Source organism: Buchnera aphidicola (Sarucallis kahawaluokalani), from assembly GCF_005080725.1.
Taxonomy (GTDB): Bacteria; Pseudomonadota; Gammaproteobacteria; order Enterobacterales; family Enterobacteriaceae; genus Buchnera_L; species Buchnera_L aphidicola_AF.
In genome coordinates, this window is the sequence record NZ_CP032999.1 from 370,834 (window position 1) to 390,194 (window position 19,361).

Below are 19,361 nucleotides of genomic sequence, written 5' to 3' on the forward strand. Positions count from 1 at the left end.
TATTATATTACTGTTAGAATAAAAAAACAAGGAAGACATGCTCATATTCATGTCTTCAAATTATTATATTAGTTTATAAAGAATTTTTAATAACTTTCACTAATTTCCAAGATTTAGTTTTAGAAATTGGCCTACATTCTGATATTTCTACTATATCTCCATTTATACATTCATTATATTCATCATGAATATGCAATTTTGTCTTTTTTGTAATAAATTTTTGATACACCGAATGTTTAATCATACGCTCTATTAACACTACAGCAGATTTATTCATTTTATTACTTACTACTGTACCTTTTATAGTACGAATCCTCTTAGTATTCATACATGATCCTTACTCTTTAACGTAATAATTGTTTTAATACGAGCAATTTTTTTACGTACTACACGTAACATATGATTTTTCTTTAATTTACCAGTAGAAAATTGCATCTTTAAACTAAACTGTTCACGAAATAAATGTACTAATTCAGTATGTAAATTATTTATTGTAGTTTTGTGCCATTTAACTAATTTCATTTTTATCACCGCTTACTTATAAATGTTGTTTTCACAGATAGTTTCGACGTTGCTAATTTAAATGCTAAACGAGATTCATTTTCTGAAAGACCATCAATTTCATATAATATTTTCCCTGGCTGTACTAAAGCAACCCAATACTCAACATTTCCTTTCCCTTTTCCCATACGTACCTCTAAAGGTTTTTGTGTAATTGGTTTATCCGGAAAAACCCTGATCCATAGTTTACCTTGCCTTTTCATAGATTTAGTAATTGCACGTCTTGCAGATTCAATTTGACGTGACGTTAATCTACCACGAGTAATTGCTTTAATTCCAAATTTACCAAAACTAATCTTCGAAGTTAAAATTAAACCTCTATTTTTTCCTTTATGCATTTTTCGAAATTTAGTACGTTTAGGTTGCAACATAAATACAATAATCTCCCAGGTTTATTTAATACTTGATATTATTTTTTTTTGGATGTAAAAAATTCTTATTTTCATTTTTTAAACATTCCATACCATCAAGAATTTCACCTTTAAAAACCCATACCTTCACTCCAATAATACCATAAGTGGTATGTGCTTCTGATAAACTATAATCAATATTTGCACGTAAAGTATGCAATGGTACACGTCCTTCACGATACCATTCCCTACGTGCAATTTCTGTACCACCTAATCTACCGCTGACTTCTACTTTGATACCTTGTGCTCCATGTCGCATCGCATTTTGTACTGCACGTTTCATAGCTCGTCTAAACATAATACGTCGTTCAAGTTGCAAAGTAATATTATCTGCGATTAATTTAGCATCTATTTCCGGTTTTTTTACTTCTGCAATATTAATTTGTGTTGGAAATCCAGTAATATTAGATACAATTAATCTTAATTTTTCAACATCTTCTCCTTTTTTTCCAATCACAATACCCGGTCGGGATGTATAAATTGTTACACGGACATTTTTAGCAGGTCTTTCAATCACTACACGTGAAACAGAAGCTTTTATAAGTTTTTTTTTTAAAAAAGTTCGTATTTTAAAATCACTATGTAAGTATTCAGAAAATTCTTTCTTTTGTGCAAACCAAGTAGAATTCCAAGTTTTAATAATCCCTAATCTCATGCCATGGGGATGTACTTTTTGACCCATAATTACTCTATTCTCCTAAAATTTATTGATCAGATAAAATCACAGTAATATGACTCGTTCTTTTTAATATTCTATCGGATCGACCTTTAGCTCTAGGCATCATACGTTTCATTACCGGACCTGAGTCTACAAAAATTTTTTTTATAATTAAATTATGCACATCAATTCCATAATTATGTTCTGCATTAGCAACAGCTGATTTGAGTAATTTATATACAAAAAAAGCTGACTTTTTTTTATGAAAATTTAGTATATCAAATACTTGAATTACTTTTTTACCCCTTATCATATCTACTATTAATCTTACTTTTTGAGCAGGTGATTTTGCTTTTCGGTACTTCGCTATAATTTCCATAAAATCATCTTATACCTATTTTTTTTTAATTTTTTTATCGGAAATATGCCCTCTGTAAGTTCTAGTGAGTGCAAATTCTCCTAATTTATGACCAACCATTTCTTCAGTAATAAAAATTGGTATATGTTGTTTACCATTATGTATTGAAATAGTTAATCCAACCATATTTGGAAAAATTGTTGATCGTCTGGACCATGTTTTTATTGGTTTTTTGTTATCATCTAAAACAGATTTTTCAACTTTTTTCAGTAAACTAATATCAATAAAAGGGCCTTTTTTGAGCGATCTAGGCATAAAACATCCTTAAACTATTTATTATAATTACGATGCCGTAAAATAAATCGTTCAGTACGTTTATTTTTACGAGTTTTTTTTCCTTTCGTTTGCTGTCCCCAAGGTGTAACAGGGTGTTTACCAAAATTTCTACCTTCTCCACCACCATGAGGATGATCAATTGGATTCATAGCGGTACCTCGAACAGTAGGACGAATACCTCTCCAACGCGATGCCCCTGCTTTACCTAACATACGTAACATATGTTCAGAATTACTAATTTCTCCAATGGTTGCTCTACATTTAGCATTTAATTTACGGATTTCACCCGATCGTAATCTTACACTAACATAATTATTTTCATGAGCAATAATTTGTGCAGAACTTCCGGCAGTACGAGCAATTTGTGCGCCTTTACCAACTTTCATTTCAATATTATGAATTAATGTACCAACTGGAATATTACACATTGGTAAATTATTACCAATAGTAATTGGTACTTGCTCTCCAGAAATAATTTTTTCACCCACAGATAAACCTTTCGGTGCTAAAATATAATTCCTAGTACCATCTTCATATAAAATTAAAAATATATTTGATGATCTATTAGGATCATATTCTAATCGTTCTACTTTAGCATACATGTTATCTTTTAATCTCTTAAAATCAATAATACGATAAATCCTTTTATGCCGACCCCCAATATGTCGTGTAGTAATACGACCACGGTTATTTCTTCCCCCGCTTTTATTATTATTTTGTAATAATAAATGAAAAGGACGTCCTTTGTATAATTTTTTATTAATTACTTTAATAACATGGCGACGACCTGGAGAAGTAGGATTACATTTAATAATTACCATAATAAACATTTACCTTTAAACTTATTTAGACAACGTTATTTATAAAATCTAAATTTTGTCCTGATTTTAATTGAACATATGCTTTTTTCCAATGATTAGAACGAACATTAAATTTACCTTTTTGTTTTACCTTACCCTTTACAACAATGGTATTAATATTTTTTACTATCACTGAAAATAATTTTTGTACTGCACATTTAATTTCATACTTTGTAGATTTTACCGATACCTTAAATATTATAGTATTACTTTTTTTTAAAAGTACTGTAGATTTTTCAGATACATGAGGAGAATATAGTACTTTAAATAATTTATCATCAGTAATCATAATAATCTCTCTTCAATTTTTTTTAATGCTTGAACAGTAATAATAGTATTTTTAAAATTAATCAAACTTACTGGATCAATTGATTTCACATCTTTTACACATATTTTATATAAATTCCGAGAAGCTAAAAATAAATTATTATCTATAATATCTGTAATAATACATACCTCTTTTAAAGACATACCTGTTAATTTTTTTAATAAAATTTTCGTTTTTGGCTCTGCAATAGTAAATTCTCTACACAAAATGAGACGTTCTTGTTGTATTAAAGTGGAAAAAATACTTTTTAATGCCCCACGATACATCTTTTTATTAATTTTTTGAAAATATGATTTTGGTTTCGATGCAAAAGTTACCCCACCGGATCGCCAAATCGGACTACGAATAGATCCTGCACGAGCACGACCTGTTCCCTTTTGACGCCAGGGTTTTTTACCAGACCCTGACACTTCCGATCTATTTTTCTGCGCGTGACTACCTTGTCTAGCACCAGAAAGATAAGCAGTTACCACTTGATGAATCAAAGCTGAATTAAATTTTTTTTTAAACACAGTATCTGCAACAGAAATGTATGATTGATCATCTTGTACAATTAATTGCATATACAACTCCTTATATTTTTATTGCTGGTCTAATAATAACATTTCTGCCATTTGGACCAGGTACTGAACCTTTAATAAACATTAAATCATTTACAATATCAATTTTCATAACTTTTAAATTCTGAATTGTTACACGTTTATTACCTAAGTGGCCAGACATTTTTTTTCCTTTAAATACTCTTCCTGGAGTTTGATTTTGACCAATAGATCCCGGAGCTCTATGTGATAACGAGTTTCCATGTGTAGCATCTTGCATACTAAAATTCCAACGTTTGACAGTTCCTGAAAATCCTTTTCCTTTAGATATGCCAGAAATATCTACTTTTTTAATAGTATTAAACAATGTTACATCAAGAATTTGACCTAACTTAAATTGTTCATTACTAGATACCCTAAATTCCCATAAACCAGATCCAACTAATACTCCAGATTTAGAAAAATGTCCCACTTCTGTTTTTAATATTTTTTTCTTTTTTTTAACACCTGTAGTTACTTGAATTGCATTATAAGAATCAGTTGTAATATTTTTAATCTGCGTAATATAATTTTTTTTAACTTCAATTACAGTAATTGGAGTTGATATACCATTTTTATGAAAAATACAAGTCATACCAACTTTCTTACCAACAAGTCCAATCATAGAATTTTACCAATTATAAGATGATAGTTTTAATCTAAACTAATTTGAACATCAACTCCAGCAGCTAAATCAAGCCGCATTAGTGCATCGACGGTTTTTTCAGTTGGTTTAACAATATCAATTAATCGTTTATGTGTACGAATTTCGTATTGGTCACGGGCATCTTTATCAACATGAGGAGAAATTAACACTGTAAATCGCTCTTTTTTTGTTGGTAAAGGAATTGGACCTTTCACTTTTGCACCTGTTCTTTTTGCAGTTGCAACAATTTCAAATGTAGATTGATCAATTAAATGATGATCAAATGCTTTCAATCTAATCCTAATTCTCTGGTTCTGCATATTATCAATATTCCAATAATATAATAAGAAAAATACATCGCATAATAATTAGCGATTCGAAATAGAAATTTATATATTACGATTTCATTATATAAGTATAATTATACGATAATATATTATAAAAAAAATAATAATTCAAAATATATTGAAATAATATAGTAAATCAAGAAAAGAGAATATATTTATCCTCCTTCTTGATAATAATTAAACTAATAGTACAAACAATATTTCAATTAATTTATAACTTTAATTACTACACCAGCACCAACAGTTTTTCCACCTTCTCGAATCGCAAATCGTAAACCATCAGCCATAGCAATCGGATGAATTAATGTAACAATCATTTTAATATTATCACCAGGCATAACCATTTCTACACCATCAGGTAATTCAATAAATCCTGTAACATCAGTTGTTCTAAAATAAAACTGTGGTCGATAACCTTTAAAAAATGGTGTATGACGTCCACCTTCTTCTTTCGATAAAATATATACTTCTGATTCAAATTTTGTATGAGGTGTAATACTTCCAGGTTTAGCTAACACTTGACCTCGTTCAATTTCATCACGTTTTGTACCACGAAGTAATATTCCAACATTTTCTCCAGCACGACCTTCATCTAATAATTTTCTAAACATCTCAACACCGGTACAAATCGTCTTCACGGTTGGTTTTATACCAACAATTTCTATCTCTTCACCTACTTTTACTACACCTTTTTCAACCCGACCAGTTACTACAGTACCTCGACCAGAAATTGAAAATACATCTTCAATCGGTAATAAAAATGCTTGATCAATATCTCTTTTTGGAGTTGGAATATAATCATCTAATGCATTCGATAAATCTAATATTTTTTGCTCCCAATGGGAATCTCCCTCTAGTGCTTTTAATGCAGAACCTCGAATAATTGGAGTATCATCTCCTGGAAAATCGTATTGTGTTAATAAATCTCGCACTTCCATTTCAACTAGTTCTAATAATTCCTCATCATCTACCATATCACATTTATTCAAAAAAACTACTATATGAGGTACACCAACTTGTCGAGCTAATAAAATATGTTCTCGAGTCTGAGGCATAGGACCATCAGTTGCTGCAACAACTAAAATAGCACCATCCATTTGAGCAGCACCAGTAATCATATTTTTAATATAATCGGCATGTCCAGGACAATCAACATGTGCATAATGTCTACTTTTGGTATCATATTCAACATGTGATGTATTAATAGTAATACCTCTTGCCTTTTCTTCAGGAGCATTATCGATTTGATCAAAAGCACGTGCTGAACCACCATACTTCTTAGATAAGACAGTTGTAATCGCAGAAGTTAATGTAGTTTTACCATGATCTACATGACCTATTGTTCCAACATTAACATGTGTCTTTAATCTTTGAAATTTTTCCTTAGACACAATTTTTCCCTTTATTAAAGATTTTTGATAAGTGTATAATATATTTAAATATTTAAAAATTATTTATCTTTTTTTTCAATAATATTTAATGCAATACTTTTAGGAGTTTCTAAATAATGCAAAAACTCCATAGAATAAGAAGCTCTTCCTTGAGTCTGAGAACGTAAATCAGTTGCATACCCAAACATTTCGGACAATGGCACTTTAGAAGAAACTAATTTACCTAATGGCAAATCTTTCATACCTTCAATAATACCTCTTCTACGATTTAAATCCCCTATAACATCTCCCATATATTCTTCTGGAGTTTCTACTTCAACCTTCATAATTGGTTCCAATAAAACAGGTTTTGCCTGTTGAAAACCATTCTTAAAAGCTATGGAAGCAGCAAATTTAAATGCAAGCTCAGACGAATCTACATCATGGTAAGACCCAAAATGTAATCGTATACCAAGATCAACTACTGGATATCCTGCAAGAGGACCTGATTTTAATTGTTCTTGAATACCTTTATCTATTGCAGAAATATATTCATTAGGAATGATACCACCTTTAATATCATTAATAAATTGATACCCTACTTTAGAATCAATTAAAGGAAATATATCAATAACTACATGTCCGTATTGACCTCGACCACCTGTTTGTTTAATATACTTACCTTCAATATTTTTTACTACATTACGAATTGTTTCTCTATATGCAACCTGAGGTTTACCAATATTTGCTCCAACATTAAATTCGCGTTTCATCCGATCTATAATAATCTCTAAATGCAATTCACCCATACCTGAGATAATAGTTTGATTAGATTCATGATCTATTCGTACATGAAATGATGGATCTTCTTTTGCTAGACGACTCAAAGCCAAACCCATACGTTCTTGATCTGTTTTAGTTTTTGGTTCTATTGCAATTGAAATAACTGGTTCTGGAAATTCCATTTTTTCTAATATGACAGGTTGATTTAAATCACATAAAGTATCTCCGGTAATAACATTTTTCAATCCAATTGCTGCAGCAATATCACCAGCACGTACTTCTTTAATTTCTTCTCTTTTATTAGCATGCATTTGAACAATTCGACCAAATCGTTCTTTTTGCATCTTAACTGAATTTAATATTGTATCACCAGAAGATACAACTCCTGAATATACCCTAAAAAAAGTTAAATTTCCGACAAATGGATCAGTAGAGATTTTAAAAGCCAGCGCAGAAAAAGATTCTTTATCATCTGGAAGACGTGTAGTAGTTGATTTATTTACTCCTGAAATACCCTGTACAGCAGAAATATCAATAGGAGAAGGTAAATATTCAATTACAGCATCTAACAAAGATTGTATACCTTTATTTTTAAACGCTGAACCACATGTTACTAAAATAATTTCGTTTTTTAAAACTCGCTGACGTAATGCAAGCTTTACTTCTGATTCTGATAAATTATCACCGTTCAGATATTTTTCTGTAAGATTTTCATCGCATTCTACTGCAGATTCAATTAAAATTTGATTCCATTGTTTTGCAATAGAAAGCATATTATTGGGAATTTTCTCGTATCGAAAAGTAATACCCTGATCTTTTTCATTCCAATATATTGCTTGCATTTTTAATAAATCTACTATACCAACAAAATTCTCTTCAGTCCCAATAGATAATTGTAAAGGAATTGGAGTAACTTGTAAACGTTTTTTCATTTGATCTAAAACTTTAAAAAAATCCGCTCCAGTACGATCCATTTTATTTATAAAAGCAATACGAGGCACCTTATATTTTTCAGCTTGTCGCCAAACAGTTTCTGATTGAGGTTGTACCCCACCTACAGCACAATATACCATAACAACTCCATCTAAAATACGCATCGATCTTTCTACTTCAATTGTAAAATCTACATGACCGGGAGTATCAATAATATTAATTCTATGAGATGGAAATTGATTCCTTGTACCAGACCAAAAAGTAGTTGTTGCAGCTGATGTGATTGTAATACCTCGTTCTTGTTCTTGCTCCATCCAATCCATTGTAGCAGTACCATCATGAACTTCACCAATCTTGTGATTAATTCCTGTATAAAACAAAATGCGTTCTGTAGTAGTTGTTTTACCAGCATCAATATGTGCACTAATCCCAATGTTACGATAGTGTATAATTGGCGTTTTACGAATCATGATCTCTCCTTATATATAAATAAATACAATTAACTAATATACATATATTATAGAACTATATAAATTTTATATTGTAATTATTATTCTTTAATATATTTATATTATTTTTTTAAATTTTCTACCATCGATAATGTGCGAACGCTTTATTTGCTTCTGCTAGACGATGTACTTCATCCCTTTTTTTTATAGCAGCACCTTTTTTTTCTAAAATATCTACAAATTCTTTAAATAATCTCATAAACATAGAATGATCCTGACGCTTACGTGCTGCATGTACAATCCATTTCATAGCTAGTGTGTTTCTTCTCACCGGTCGAACTTCTACTGGTACTTGATATGTTGATCCCCCTACTCGACGTGATTTCACTTCTACAGTTGGACGAACATTTTCTAAAATTATTTCAAAAACATCTAATTCGCTCTTCTTTGTTTGTAAAGATATTTTTTCTAACGCAGAATACACTATAAATTCTGCAATAGATTTTTTTCCATTAACCATAAGTATATTAATAAATTTTGATAAGATTTCAGAAGAAAATTTAGGGTCAGGTAAAATCTTTCTCTGTTGAATCATACGACGTCGAGACATATCAAATATTTTCCTTATAAATAAATAAATGTATAATTATATATTATAAAATTATTTCTTTATTTTTTTTACACCATACTTTGATCGGCTATTCTTTCTATTTTTAACTCCAGCACAATCTAATGCCCCCCTGACTACATGATATCTCACACCAGGTAAATCTTTAACACGTCCTCCTCGGATTAAAATTACTGAATGTTCTTGTAAATTATGCCCTTCACCTCCAATGTAAGCAGTCACTTCAAATCCATTAGTTAATTTTACACGACAAACTTTCCGTAAAGCAGAATTAGGTTTTTTAGGAGTAGTAGTATATACTCTGATACATACACCTCTTTTTTGAGGACATCCTTCTAATGCAGGAACATTATTTTTTATTATTCTTTTCACACGAGGTGTTCTTACTAACTGATTTATAGTAACCATATATCCTCTTCTTCATTAAATCAATCAAAAATATAAAAATTACACTTTAAAAAACTACCAATTAATACATTTATCATGCATTTCTGTTAAAACAACAAAATCAGAATAATTAATTAACTTAAAATTATGTGAAATATATTCCGAAATACCGCGAGCAAATACATCTTCTTGTAATACGTATAAATTTTTTGAATGTTTAATTAATTCATTTAATAAAAAGTTTTTACTTATAGAAATTAAAGTGCCATCTTGTAATGCAATAACACTATCCTGAGGTAACAACATTTCAAACATTGAATAGATATCTACTTTAAAAGGAGAATTTGATAATATATGTAACATAATATTTTATAGATTTTAAAAGTTTAAAAGAACATCAAAATTACATATTTGATTTCTTATATTTGAAAAATTACAAATATGCACATTTAAAGAATAAAAAACATTTGCACTTAAACCATGTTGTAATAAAGATTCATAACATAAATAAAAATTATGCATATTATATAAATTAAACATCTTAAAAGTAGGAAAATATGATTTAGAAAATATATGATTTGGTTTTTGATAATCCAAAATCTGTAATACTCCATCTCCAACAAAAAAAAATCCTATATTTTCTATATAACAAGTCATAGATAAAACAATATTTAAACCTTCTAATCCTAAATTACTACCATAAGGTGCATTCGAGAATATAATAGCTACTTTTTTCATATAATTAAAACTGTAAAAAACGATCTGTATTTAATATTGCATATATCAATTGTCCTAAACCTGCTAATTGAAATCCATGACGTATATTTTCATGTAAATCAGTACATTGTTTAATGTGTGACGGTATTATACCACGATCTTGTGCAGCAGTAGAACAAATATATAGATTAATTGAAAATATTTTACTTAATTTATACCACTTCTCTGAAAGATCAATTTCATCTATTTTTATCATTGTAGTCCCATTAAACGCCCCATTACTATAAAAAAAAATGCTATGAATAGAATGCGATGTATTATGCAATAAAGAATTTACAAATAAAAATGCACTCCTAGAATTTTGAGATTCTAATACAGAACTTGTCACTAAAATTGTGTATACTAGCATAATACTTTAATTAATCAAAAAATACAGATATATAAAGTCCATCTTACCATATAATAAAATAAAAGTAAAAACGTTTTATTCAAAATTCAAATTTTGTAAAATCATATTACATACGATATATCAAAATAAATATATAATATAATTAAGTATTATTTAATATAAATATTTAAAATAAAATAGGAAAATATGAAAAAAAAAGACAAACTTGGCTTAACTATTATTAGCTTTTTATCATATTATTTAACAGGAGCAATGATTGTTATTACAGGAGTAATTATAAGAAATATTGCACAATATTTTAAATTATCCATTTCGGATATTAGTAACACTTTTACTTTTTTAAATGCTGGAATATTAATTTCTATTTTTTTAAATTCATGGATTACAAAAATAATTTCACTAAAAAAACAAATTATTATTGGTTTTATATTAATAATCACAGCAATTATAGGATTTATCAATTTACATAGTGTATTATTCTTATGCGTTAATATGTTCATACTTGGTATGGTTGGAGGAATAACTATGTCTATAGGAACATTTTTAATTACAAACATTTATCATGGTGAAGAAAGAACATCTAAATTATTAATCACAGATTCATTTTTTAGTATGGCTGGAATTATTTTTCCAATAATTACTGCATTTTTATTAAATAATCATGTATTATGGTATTGGATTTATTTTATCATTGGTACAATATATTTTATTATTTTTTTAATAACTATAAATGTACAATTCCCGATTTACCAAATAGAATCTGAGGTTCCTAATATAAAAAACAAGACTTACCAATTAAGTGTATTAATTTTATGCTTTACAGCATTATGTTATATTTTAGGACAATTAGGATTTATATCCTGGATACCGGAATATGCAAGACAAACTATCGGGATGAATATTAAATCCGCAAGTCATTTAGTCAGTAATTTTTGGTGTTCATATATGATAGGTATGTGGTGTTTTAGCTATATATTAAAATTTATCGATCTACAAATCGCACTAACTACATTAAGTGGTATTTCTACATTTCTAATGTATCTTTTTATCCATAACCACTCAATAAAATTGTTTAACTTCATTATTCTTGCATTAGGTTTTTTTTCAAGTGCTATTTATACAATAATTATAACTCTGGCGTCACTACAAACAAAACAACCATCACAAAAAATTATTAACTTAATACTTGTATGTGGTACAGTCGGTACATTATTAACATTTATTATTACTGGACCGATTGTTTCTACAATGGGAATAAAAGACGCTTTAATGATTCCAAATATATTATATAGCATAGTCTTTATATTATGTGGGATATTATATTTTACCAGTAAACATAAAAAACATTTTTAATTATATAACATAATAATACTTATATACCTATCGCATGATAAATTCTATCAATAGTTTTTTGAGCTTTCATTTTTGCTACACATGCGCCATCATTTAAAATATCACGCAAATATAATTCTTTATTTCTAAAATAATAAAATTTTTCTTGTAATTGATACAATTTTTTTGATACTATTTTCGCAACTAAAAATTTAAAATCTTTATATGTTGTTTTTTCAAACATAACTTCTAGTTCTGAAATACTTACACCTGTTAAACTAGAATAAATATTTAACAGGTTTGAGATTCCTGCTTTTTTATATACATCGTAAAATATTTTATTACCTGAATCAGTAACTGCTTGTGTAATTTTTTTTACAATACATTGAATACTATCTAATAAAAAAATTACATTATTTTTGTTTACATCTGATTTAGACATTTTATGCATCGGATTTAATAATGACATAATCTTTGCACTATATAAATTCGGTATATATACTTCAGGTGTTTTCATAATCTTACCATATAAAAAATTTATTCGACGAGTAATATTACGAACTAATTCAATATGCTGTATTTGATCTTTACCAATTAATACTTTATCACTCTGGTATAATAAAATATCTGCAGCCATTAAAACAGGATAACTAAATAAACCAATATTTACATTTTTTGTATTTATTTTAGATTTACTTTTAAATTGTGTCATGCGCATTAATTCACCAAAATATGTACAACAATTTAATATCCAATATAACTGACAATGCTCTTTCACTTCTGATTGTAAAAATATAATACTTGACTTAGGATGAATCCCTGCAGCTAAATACATAGCTAATGTATCTAAAACTTGTTTTTTTAAAACCTTTTTTTCCTGTTTTACAGTAATTGCATGTAAATCAGCAATGGAATACATACAATTATACATTTTTTGCATATTTGACCAATGCGATATTACACCAATATAATTACCTAATGTAAGTTTCCCAGACGGTTGTACGGCACTAAAAATAACTTGCTTTGATCCCATCGTACTTTATCCTTTAATAAATTTATACTATATGCATAAAAATAAAATTATATATGTAATACATTAAGTTTATTTTTAATAATACTGATCGTTTTTTTATAATCTTTAGATTGAAAAATAAAAGAACCCATAACAACAATATCTACTCCTAAAGATACAACTTCTATAATATTATTAATATTAATACCACCGTCAACCTCTAATAATATATTAGAATTACAACGATCAATTTTTTTTCTCACATGATAAATTTTATTTAAGGTAGAAGAAATAAATTTTTGATTAGAAAAACCAGGAGCAACACTCATTAATAAAATAATATCTATCTGATCCATAAATTCATCTAAAATAGATAAAGATGTCCCGGGATTAATTGCTAAACCAGACTTACAACCAAATGATTTAATTAATGATAATGTATTTTTAATATTATCACTCGTCTCAGGATGAAAAGTAATAAAATTTGCTCCTGCTTTTGCAAAAGAGGGAATAATACTATCAACAGGTTGTATCATTAAATGCACATCAATAGGTGCTGTAATTTTATACTCTCTTAAAGATTTCAAAACCATGGGACCAAAAGTTAAATTTGGTACATAATGATTATCCATAACATCAAAATGAATTATATCACTACCTGCTAATAATACTTCTTGAACTTCTTGACCTAATTTTGCAAAATTTGCCGATAAAATTGAAGGAGCAATAAAAATTTTTTTCATTTTCATCCCGTATTATTCAATAAATAGAATTTTTAATTTAAACATTTTTGTATCGCTGAAAAAATAATATTTTGATTCACATCTTTTAAGATTTTAACTTTACCAATAGCGGAAGGTATAATTAATTTTATTTTCCCAGAGTGACTTTTTTTATCACGCATCATGTATGATAAATAACATTTAGGAGACATATTTCGTGGTGCATATATAGGTAAATCAGCATTTTTAATTAAACTAATCATACGTTTCCCGTCATGAAAGCTTATTATACCTAATATTTGAGATGTATAAATAGACATAACCATACCTATAGCAACTGCTTCTCCATGTAACCAATTAGTATATTTAAAATATGCTTCAATAGCATGACCATAAGTATGTCCTAAATTTAAAAATAACCGACAACCTTTTTCATGTTCATCTAAATTAACTATCTTAGATTTTATTTTACAACACTTTTGGATACAATATAATATTGTTATTGGATCTAATGATAAAATTTTTTTTATATTTTTTTCTAACCATTCAAAAAACATATAATCAAAAGAAATAGCATATTTAATAACTTCAGCAAGGCCAGATATTAACTGTTGGTACGGTAAAGTATTTAAAAACTCAATATTAGTAATAACTGATTCTGGTTGCCAAAAAGTTCCAATCATATTTTTACCTAATTCATGATTTACACCTGTTTTACCACCTATAGCTGCATCAACTTGAGATAAAAAAGTCGTAGGAAGTTGTACAAAACGTATACCTCTTTGATAAATAGAAGCAGCAAATCCGGTAATATCACCTATTACTCCACCACCGAATGCAATTAATATAGAACGACGATCATGTAATTTTTCTAGCAAAAAAGTTAATAATAAATTTATAGAATATAATGTTTTATGATTTTCACCATCAGCTAAAATAAATGTATCTACAGTAATTTGATGATTAGAAAAATACTGTAATATTTTTTTTTTCCATATTTTAAAAATAGTTTGATTAGTAACTAAAATGCATCTATCACCTGTCTGAAAAGGATAAAATTTATATTCAAACTTATTAAATATATTATTTCCAAGGTAAATATCATAAGAATGATTTTTCGTAATTACAGGTATTTTGTGTATAATCATAGTATTTCGGTCTCAAAAAAATAAAATGTTATTTAAATTTTTGTTAAAGTTTGGATAATATAACTTACAATAGATCTTGCATGTTTGTTATTCGTATTAATTGTAATATCAGATATTTCATCATATAAAGGATTTCTGATTTTTGCTAATCTTTTTAAAACCATCTCTGATGATTCTGCTGTATTTAATAATGGTCTATGTTTCGATCGATTTGTTCGTAATAATTGCTTTTCAATTGCTACTTTTAGATATATTATTGTACCTCTTGCAGCCAAAATATTTCTTATATTTTTTGATAAAATAGAACCACCTCCTGTAGCTAAAACAATTTTGTGCATCTGAGTTAACTCATTAATCACTTTCTCTTCACGTAATCTAAAACCCGATTCTCCTTCAACATCAAATACCCAACTAATATCTACTCCAGTACGTTTTTCAATTTCATTATCTGAATCATAAAACGACATACCCAGTTCTTTAGACAATTGTAAACCAACAGTACTTTTACCAGCACCCATAGGACCAATTAAAAAAATATTTCTTTTTGCAACCATATTTTTAATATTAATAATATAATTTTAAAAGATCTAATAGTAATCTATAACTATTAGAAGAAATAAAAATGTTTAATCACTACAAACAATACTACCAAAATCATCAAAATAAAATTATGTTTTATATCCGAAAAATAAAATTTTAAATAAAAAATTATAATATAAAAATAAAATTACTTGATTATATTTTATATTATGTATAATAATAATATGGTGAGATGTCCGAGAGGATTAAGGAGCATGCCTGGAAAGCGTGTATACGTTTTTTCAAACGTATCAAGGGTTCGAATCCCTTTCTCACCAACGATAAAAAAAATACATCCAATATACGATATTAAAATAACTACAATATAATTGTATTTAAAGCAAGTTTAATAATATTAGTTAAAGCATGTTCTCGTTCTTCAGAAGTTAACTTTTGCTTTAATGTTATATGATCCGACACAGTGCATACCGATAATGCTTGTATATTATATTCAGCAGCGACATTATAAATGCCTGCTGTTTCCATATCTATTCCTAATATTTTATATCTATTTAATAATTCAATAAATAAATTATTACGTGCATAAAAAATATCTGTAGTAAAAAAATTACCAATATGTACATTAATATCCATATTATACGCACATTTTTTTAAATGATACAATAATTCAAAATTTGCAATTGCAGAAAAATCATAATTATTAAATTTGATACGATTAAAATTTGAATCAGTACATGCTCCCATTGCAATCAAAATATCTTTCAAAAAAATATTTTCTTGTGTTGTACCACACGTACCTATTCTAATAATTTTCTTGACACCGTAAAACTTTACAAGTTCTTCAGTATAAATTGCCGCTGATGGGATACCCATACCATGACTCATAACAGAAATTAAAATATTTTTATAATACCCTGTATAACCTAGCATAGAACGCACATTAGTCACCTGTGTAATATCTTTTAAAAAATTTTTTGCAATATATTGTACACGTCTGGGGTCACCAGACATAATAACACGATCAGAAAATTCATTTTTTTGAGCATTAATATGAGGTGTAATCATAATGTTTATTACCTTTCATAAAGAGATATATTAGAAATAAAAACTAATTATTTAAATTATAAAAATGAATCAAATTTTTATAATATACTCACACCATATTTCATTGAAGACAATAAAAAATATTGTGCAATAGTTTGTGCAATATCAGAAAATGTTTTTCGATATCCTATATCACTACTTCGCAACAATTTATTATATAATAATATTGGTACATACTCTCTCGTATGATCTGTTCCTGGAAAAGTTGGATCACACCCATGATCTGCTGTAATAATTAATATATCCTCATCATGTAAAGCATGTAAAATTTTTGGTAACTGTCTATCAAACAACTCTAAACCATGAGCATATCCAGAAACATCTCTTCTATGACCCCATATAGAATCAAAATCAACAAAATTGACAAAAACCATGGTATAATCTAAAGAAATTTTAATCTGATGAATGGTTTTATCAATAAGATCACGTAATCCTACAGCATGAATAGATTTTGTAATGCCAATGTTAGCAAAAATATCTGAAATTTTTCCTAACGCAATAACATAACCATTCTTCTCTTCTATTAATTTTTGCAAGACTGTTATTGCATGTGGTGGTTTTGAAAAGTCTTTACGATTTCCTGTACGGATAAAATCAGATTGATTATCTCCTAAAAATGGACGAGCAATCACTCTAGTAATGTTCAAATTATATTGATCAAGTATTGATCTAATACCATAACACAATTTATATAAATTATTTAAACCAAAATATTTCTCATGACAGGCTACTTGAAGAACAGAATCAGCAGATGTATAAAAAATAGGTTGTTTTGTTTGAATATGTTGTTTACCAAAATTCTTCAACACTTCTATACCTGAAGCATGACAATTACCGAGTATGCCAGGTAATCTAAATTGTAAAATAATTTGATCTAGTATTTTTTGAGGAAAACTATTTTTTTGACATGGAAAATAATCCCATTGAAACAAAACTGGTATACCGGTCATTTCCCAGTGACCTGAAGATGTATCTTTTGCTGTAGAGATTTCACTTGCATAACCGTAACTACCAATAATTTTTTTTGGCGACATAATCCCAAGAGGAAAATGTCCTTTAATTTTATAATAAATATTACCTAATCCTAAAGAAATTAAATTTGGTATATTTAAATTACCTAACCTATTATAATTAGCTCTTCCAAAGTAACAATGTTCTGCAATATGTCCGAATGTATTTGCACCAACATCGTTAAATTTATCTGCATCAAAACTATAACCAACCCCAAATGAATCTAATACCAAGAGAAATACTCGCTTCATATCCAATACCTAATAATATTTTAATAATTAAAAATTTTTATAATATTTAAGATATTCAACATACATAATATATATGATATCTTATACAAAAGAATGTGAACCACGATGATGTTGTGTAATATCTTGCACACCTTTTAAATTTGGAAAATTTTTTAAAATTTTTTCCTCAATCCCTTTTTTTAAAGTAACTTTTGACATTGAACAACCATTACAACCACCTAGGAATCGTATCATAACATATCCTTGTTGTGTAACCTCCATTAAAATAATTTTTCCACCATGCATATTTAACATTGGATTAATATTATATGCGATAAAGTTTTGAACTTTACTGAATATAGAATCCTTCTGAATTGTATTTTTGTTATGATCGGCACTATTAATATTTTTTATAGCATGTGGTGCTAATAACATTAATTTCTGATTTATTAAATCACCTAATAAATCAATTTGGGCATCACGCAAATAGGGTAAAAATAATTTTTCTATATAAACATTAAAACCATTATATTTTAATTCAATATCTTCATTTTTTACTCGATGACATGTATCATAAGAAATTTTACATTGAGCAAATTTTGTACCTGGAGATGTTATGGATATTCTTAAGCTTTTATATTTATTTTGTTGTAATAATAAATTTTTTAAATATTTTTGTGCTTTTTTAGTAATATGAATCATATACTGACTATACAATTTTGTTAAAATAAATCATATTAATATAATATCATAAATATACCCCAAAATAATTTTTTTATTCATACAAAAATCATTATAAAATCAATTTATTAAAAAATGCAAAATAAAAATATCACTTATAGCAATATACATCATAATACAAAAAAATTTAAAAATATATAACATATATATATCACATCCTATATATATATAAATTTTATCATATTACAATTCGTATCTATCTATATAGATCAATAGAATATCTACGGTATATATTTAAAATGGTAACTCTTCATCAAATTCTACGTTAGATATATCTTCCTCTAATAGTTTATTTTTTAAATCTACATTTACTTTATTATCTGATTCTAAAGATTTATGAGTGGAGATATGATCAGTATTTAAATCATTTTTTTTTTCTGATACTAACTTAGTACCTAGCATTTGCATTTTACCATTCATATTGACTATCACTTCAGTTGTATATCGATTAATACCATTTTGATCTGTCCATTTTCTAGTTTGTAACGAGCCTTCAATATAAACCTGAGAACCTTTACGTAAATATTCATTTGCAATTTCAGCTAATTTTCCAAAAAATACAATTTTATGCCATTCAGTTTTTTCTTTCATTGTATTTGTATGTTTATCCTTCCAACTTTCTGAAGTTGCTAAAGTAATATTTGTGATTGCATTTCCATTAGACATATATCGTATTTCAGGATCTTTTCCTAAATTACCAATTAAAATCACTTTATTAATACCACGCGCCATTTTTTATTCCTTGCATAAAAATATAATATAA

Annotated in this window: 27 protein-coding genes and 1 tRNA gene; 2 read left to right on the forward strand and 26 right to left on the reverse strand. The window is 27.6% G+C overall.

Annotated elements, in window-relative coordinates:
* Nucleotides 1-73: 73 nt before the first annotated feature.
* The 18 genes from rpsQ to tusD form a co-directional block, all read right to left on the reverse strand.
* On the reverse strand, nucleotides 74-328 hold the full coding sequence (gene rpsQ, locus D9V78_RS01755) for a 30S ribosomal protein S17 (protein ID WP_158350821.1): 255 nt from the start codon (nucleotides 326-328) through the stop codon (nucleotides 74-76).
* The gene (rpmC, locus tag D9V78_RS01760) at nucleotides 325-522 is read right to left on the reverse strand and encodes a 50S ribosomal protein L29 (RefSeq protein WP_158350823.1); all 198 of its coding nucleotides are present in this window, start codon (nucleotides 520-522) and stop codon (nucleotides 325-327) included. The genes rpsQ and rpmC overlap by 4 nt, the downstream gene beginning before the upstream one ends.
* 5 nt (nucleotides 523-527) lie before the next feature.
* Nucleotides 528-932: a 50S ribosomal protein L16 gene (gene rplP / locus D9V78_RS01765; RefSeq protein ID WP_158350825.1), complete on the reverse strand. Its 405-nt coding sequence runs from the start codon at nucleotides 930-932 to the stop codon at nucleotides 528-530.
* Between the two features lie 25 nt (nucleotides 933-957).
* Complete coding sequence (rpsC, locus tag D9V78_RS01770) at nucleotides 958-1,653, reverse strand: 30S ribosomal protein S3 (protein ID WP_158350827.1); 696 nt, start codon at nucleotides 1,651-1,653, stop codon at nucleotides 958-960.
* A 22-nt stretch (nucleotides 1,654-1,675) separates the two neighbouring features.
* Complete coding sequence (rplV, locus tag D9V78_RS01775; protein WP_158350830.1) at nucleotides 1,676-2,008, reverse strand: 50S ribosomal protein L22; 333 nt, start codon at nucleotides 2,006-2,008, stop codon at nucleotides 1,676-1,678.
* A 15-nt stretch (nucleotides 2,009-2,023) separates the two neighbouring features.
* The gene (gene rpsS, locus D9V78_RS01780; RefSeq protein ID WP_158350832.1) at nucleotides 2,024-2,302 is read right to left on the reverse strand and encodes a 30S ribosomal protein S19; all 279 of its coding nucleotides are present in this window, start codon (nucleotides 2,300-2,302) and stop codon (nucleotides 2,024-2,026) included.
* 14 nt (nucleotides 2,303-2,316) lie between these two features.
* Complete coding sequence (gene rplB, locus D9V78_RS01785; protein ID WP_158350834.1) at nucleotides 2,317-3,144, reverse strand: 50S ribosomal protein L2; 828 nt, start codon at nucleotides 3,142-3,144, stop codon at nucleotides 2,317-2,319.
* Between the two features lie 25 nt (nucleotides 3,145-3,169).
* A complete protein-coding gene (gene rplW / locus D9V78_RS01790) occupies nucleotides 3,170-3,472 on the reverse strand; it encodes a 50S ribosomal protein L23 (protein ID WP_158350836.1) in 303 nt (100 codons plus the stop codon).
* Nucleotides 3,469-4,074 carry a 50S ribosomal protein L4 gene (gene rplD, locus D9V78_RS01795; protein WP_158350838.1) on the reverse strand — a complete coding sequence of 202 codons (606 nt, stop codon included), beginning with the start codon at nucleotides 4,072-4,074 and terminating at the stop codon, nucleotides 3,469-3,471. Before rplD ends, rplW begins: the two co-directional genes overlap by 4 nt.
* 10 nt (nucleotides 4,075-4,084) lie before the next feature.
* Nucleotides 4,085-4,714: a 50S ribosomal protein L3 gene (gene rplC / locus D9V78_RS01800; protein WP_158350841.1), complete on the reverse strand. Its 630-nt coding sequence runs from the start codon at nucleotides 4,712-4,714 to the stop codon at nucleotides 4,085-4,087.
* A 29-nt stretch (nucleotides 4,715-4,743) separates the two neighbouring features.
* A complete protein-coding gene (gene rpsJ / locus D9V78_RS01805; protein WP_158350843.1) occupies nucleotides 4,744-5,055 on the reverse strand; it encodes a 30S ribosomal protein S10 in 312 nt (103 codons plus the stop codon).
* Between the two features lie 233 nt (nucleotides 5,056-5,288).
* On the reverse strand, nucleotides 5,289-6,473 hold the full coding sequence (tuf, locus tag D9V78_RS01810) for an elongation factor Tu (RefSeq protein ID WP_158350845.1): 1,185 nt from the start codon (nucleotides 6,471-6,473) through the stop codon (nucleotides 5,289-5,291).
* Between the two features lie 59 nt (nucleotides 6,474-6,532).
* Nucleotides 6,533-8,638, reverse strand: a complete 2,106-nt coding sequence (gene fusA / locus D9V78_RS01815; RefSeq protein ID WP_158350847.1) for an elongation factor G — start codon at nucleotides 8,636-8,638, stop codon at nucleotides 6,533-6,535.
* Nucleotides 8,639-8,756: 118 nt separating this feature from the next.
* Nucleotides 8,757-9,227, reverse strand: coding sequence for a 30S ribosomal protein S7 (rpsG, locus tag D9V78_RS01820; protein WP_158350849.1), 471 nt, complete (start codon nucleotides 9,225-9,227; stop codon nucleotides 8,757-8,759).
* Between the two features lie 51 nt (nucleotides 9,228-9,278).
* Nucleotides 9,279-9,653, reverse strand: coding sequence for a 30S ribosomal protein S12 (gene rpsL / locus D9V78_RS01825; protein WP_158350850.1), 375 nt, complete (start codon nucleotides 9,651-9,653; stop codon nucleotides 9,279-9,281).
* 54 nt (nucleotides 9,654-9,707) lie between these two features.
* Nucleotides 9,708-9,995 (reverse strand): sulfurtransferase complex subunit TusB, encoded by a 288-nt coding sequence (tusB, locus tag D9V78_RS01830; RefSeq protein WP_158350852.1) that lies wholly within the window; start codon nucleotides 9,993-9,995, stop codon nucleotides 9,708-9,710.
* A 15-nt stretch (nucleotides 9,996-10,010) separates the two neighbouring features.
* On the reverse strand, nucleotides 10,011-10,370 hold the full coding sequence (gene tusC / locus D9V78_RS01835; RefSeq protein ID WP_158350854.1) for a sulfurtransferase complex subunit TusC: 360 nt from the start codon (nucleotides 10,368-10,370) through the stop codon (nucleotides 10,011-10,013).
* Between the two features lie 4 nt (nucleotides 10,371-10,374).
* Nucleotides 10,375-10,758 (reverse strand): sulfurtransferase complex subunit TusD, encoded by a 384-nt coding sequence (gene tusD, locus D9V78_RS01840; RefSeq protein ID WP_158350856.1) that lies wholly within the window; start codon nucleotides 10,756-10,758, stop codon nucleotides 10,375-10,377.
* 186 nt (nucleotides 10,759-10,944) lie between these two features.
* Between tusD and tsgA the strand changes: the two genes are divergently transcribed.
* Nucleotides 10,945-12,111, forward strand: coding sequence for an MFS transporter TsgA (gene tsgA, locus D9V78_RS01845; RefSeq protein ID WP_158350858.1), 1,167 nt, complete (start codon nucleotides 10,945-10,947; stop codon nucleotides 12,109-12,111).
* 19 nt (nucleotides 12,112-12,130) lie between these two features.
* Here the strand turns inward: tsgA and trpS are convergent, their stop codons facing one another.
* Genes trpS through aroK form a run of 4 tightly spaced genes read right to left on the reverse strand, consistent with a single transcriptional unit; the run spans nucleotide 12,131 to nucleotide 15,526 of the window.
* Complete coding sequence (gene trpS / locus D9V78_RS01850) at nucleotides 12,131-13,123, reverse strand: tryptophan--tRNA ligase (protein WP_158350861.1); 993 nt, start codon at nucleotides 13,121-13,123, stop codon at nucleotides 12,131-12,133.
* A gap of 47 nt (nucleotides 13,124-13,170) precedes the next feature.
* A complete protein-coding gene (gene rpe, locus D9V78_RS01855) occupies nucleotides 13,171-13,845 on the reverse strand; it encodes a ribulose-phosphate 3-epimerase (protein WP_158350863.1) in 675 nt (224 codons plus the stop codon).
* Between the two features lie 32 nt (nucleotides 13,846-13,877).
* A complete protein-coding gene (gene aroB, locus D9V78_RS01860; protein WP_158350865.1) occupies nucleotides 13,878-14,972 on the reverse strand; it encodes a 3-dehydroquinate synthase in 1,095 nt (364 codons plus the stop codon).
* A 32-nt stretch (nucleotides 14,973-15,004) separates the two neighbouring features.
* The gene (gene aroK / locus D9V78_RS01865) at nucleotides 15,005-15,526 is read right to left on the reverse strand and encodes a shikimate kinase AroK (protein ID WP_158350867.1); all 522 of its coding nucleotides are present in this window, start codon (nucleotides 15,524-15,526) and stop codon (nucleotides 15,005-15,007) included.
* A 212-nt stretch (nucleotides 15,527-15,738) separates the two neighbouring features.
* On the opposite strand from aroK, the gene D9V78_RS01870 reads away from it, so the two are divergent.
* Nucleotides 15,739-15,829: transfer RNA gene (locus tag D9V78_RS01870), tRNA-Ser, on the forward strand.
* A 40-nt stretch (nucleotides 15,830-15,869) separates the two neighbouring features.
* On the opposite strand, the gene deoD is transcribed toward D9V78_RS01870, so the two are convergent.
* The 4 genes from deoD to ssb all read right to left on the reverse strand — a co-directional run bounded on the left by deoD (nucleotide 15,870) and on the right by ssb (nucleotide 19,330).
* Nucleotides 15,870-16,577, reverse strand: coding sequence for a purine-nucleoside phosphorylase (gene deoD, locus D9V78_RS01875; protein WP_187306104.1), 708 nt, complete (start codon nucleotides 16,575-16,577; stop codon nucleotides 15,870-15,872).
* Nucleotides 16,578-16,654: 77 nt separating this feature from the next.
* Nucleotides 16,655-17,878: a phosphopentomutase gene (locus tag D9V78_RS01880; RefSeq protein ID WP_158350869.1), complete on the reverse strand. Its 1,224-nt coding sequence runs from the start codon at nucleotides 17,876-17,878 to the stop codon at nucleotides 16,655-16,657.
* An 81-nt stretch (nucleotides 17,879-17,959) separates the two neighbouring features.
* Nucleotides 17,960-18,559 (reverse strand): NifU family protein, encoded by a 600-nt coding sequence (locus D9V78_RS01885; protein ID WP_158350871.1) that lies wholly within the window; start codon nucleotides 18,557-18,559, stop codon nucleotides 17,960-17,962.
* A gap of 273 nt (nucleotides 18,560-18,832) precedes the next feature.
* Nucleotides 18,833-19,330, reverse strand: coding sequence for a single-stranded DNA-binding protein (ssb, locus tag D9V78_RS01890; RefSeq protein WP_158350873.1), 498 nt, complete (start codon nucleotides 19,328-19,330; stop codon nucleotides 18,833-18,835).
* Nucleotides 19,331-19,361 lie beyond the last annotated feature (31 nt).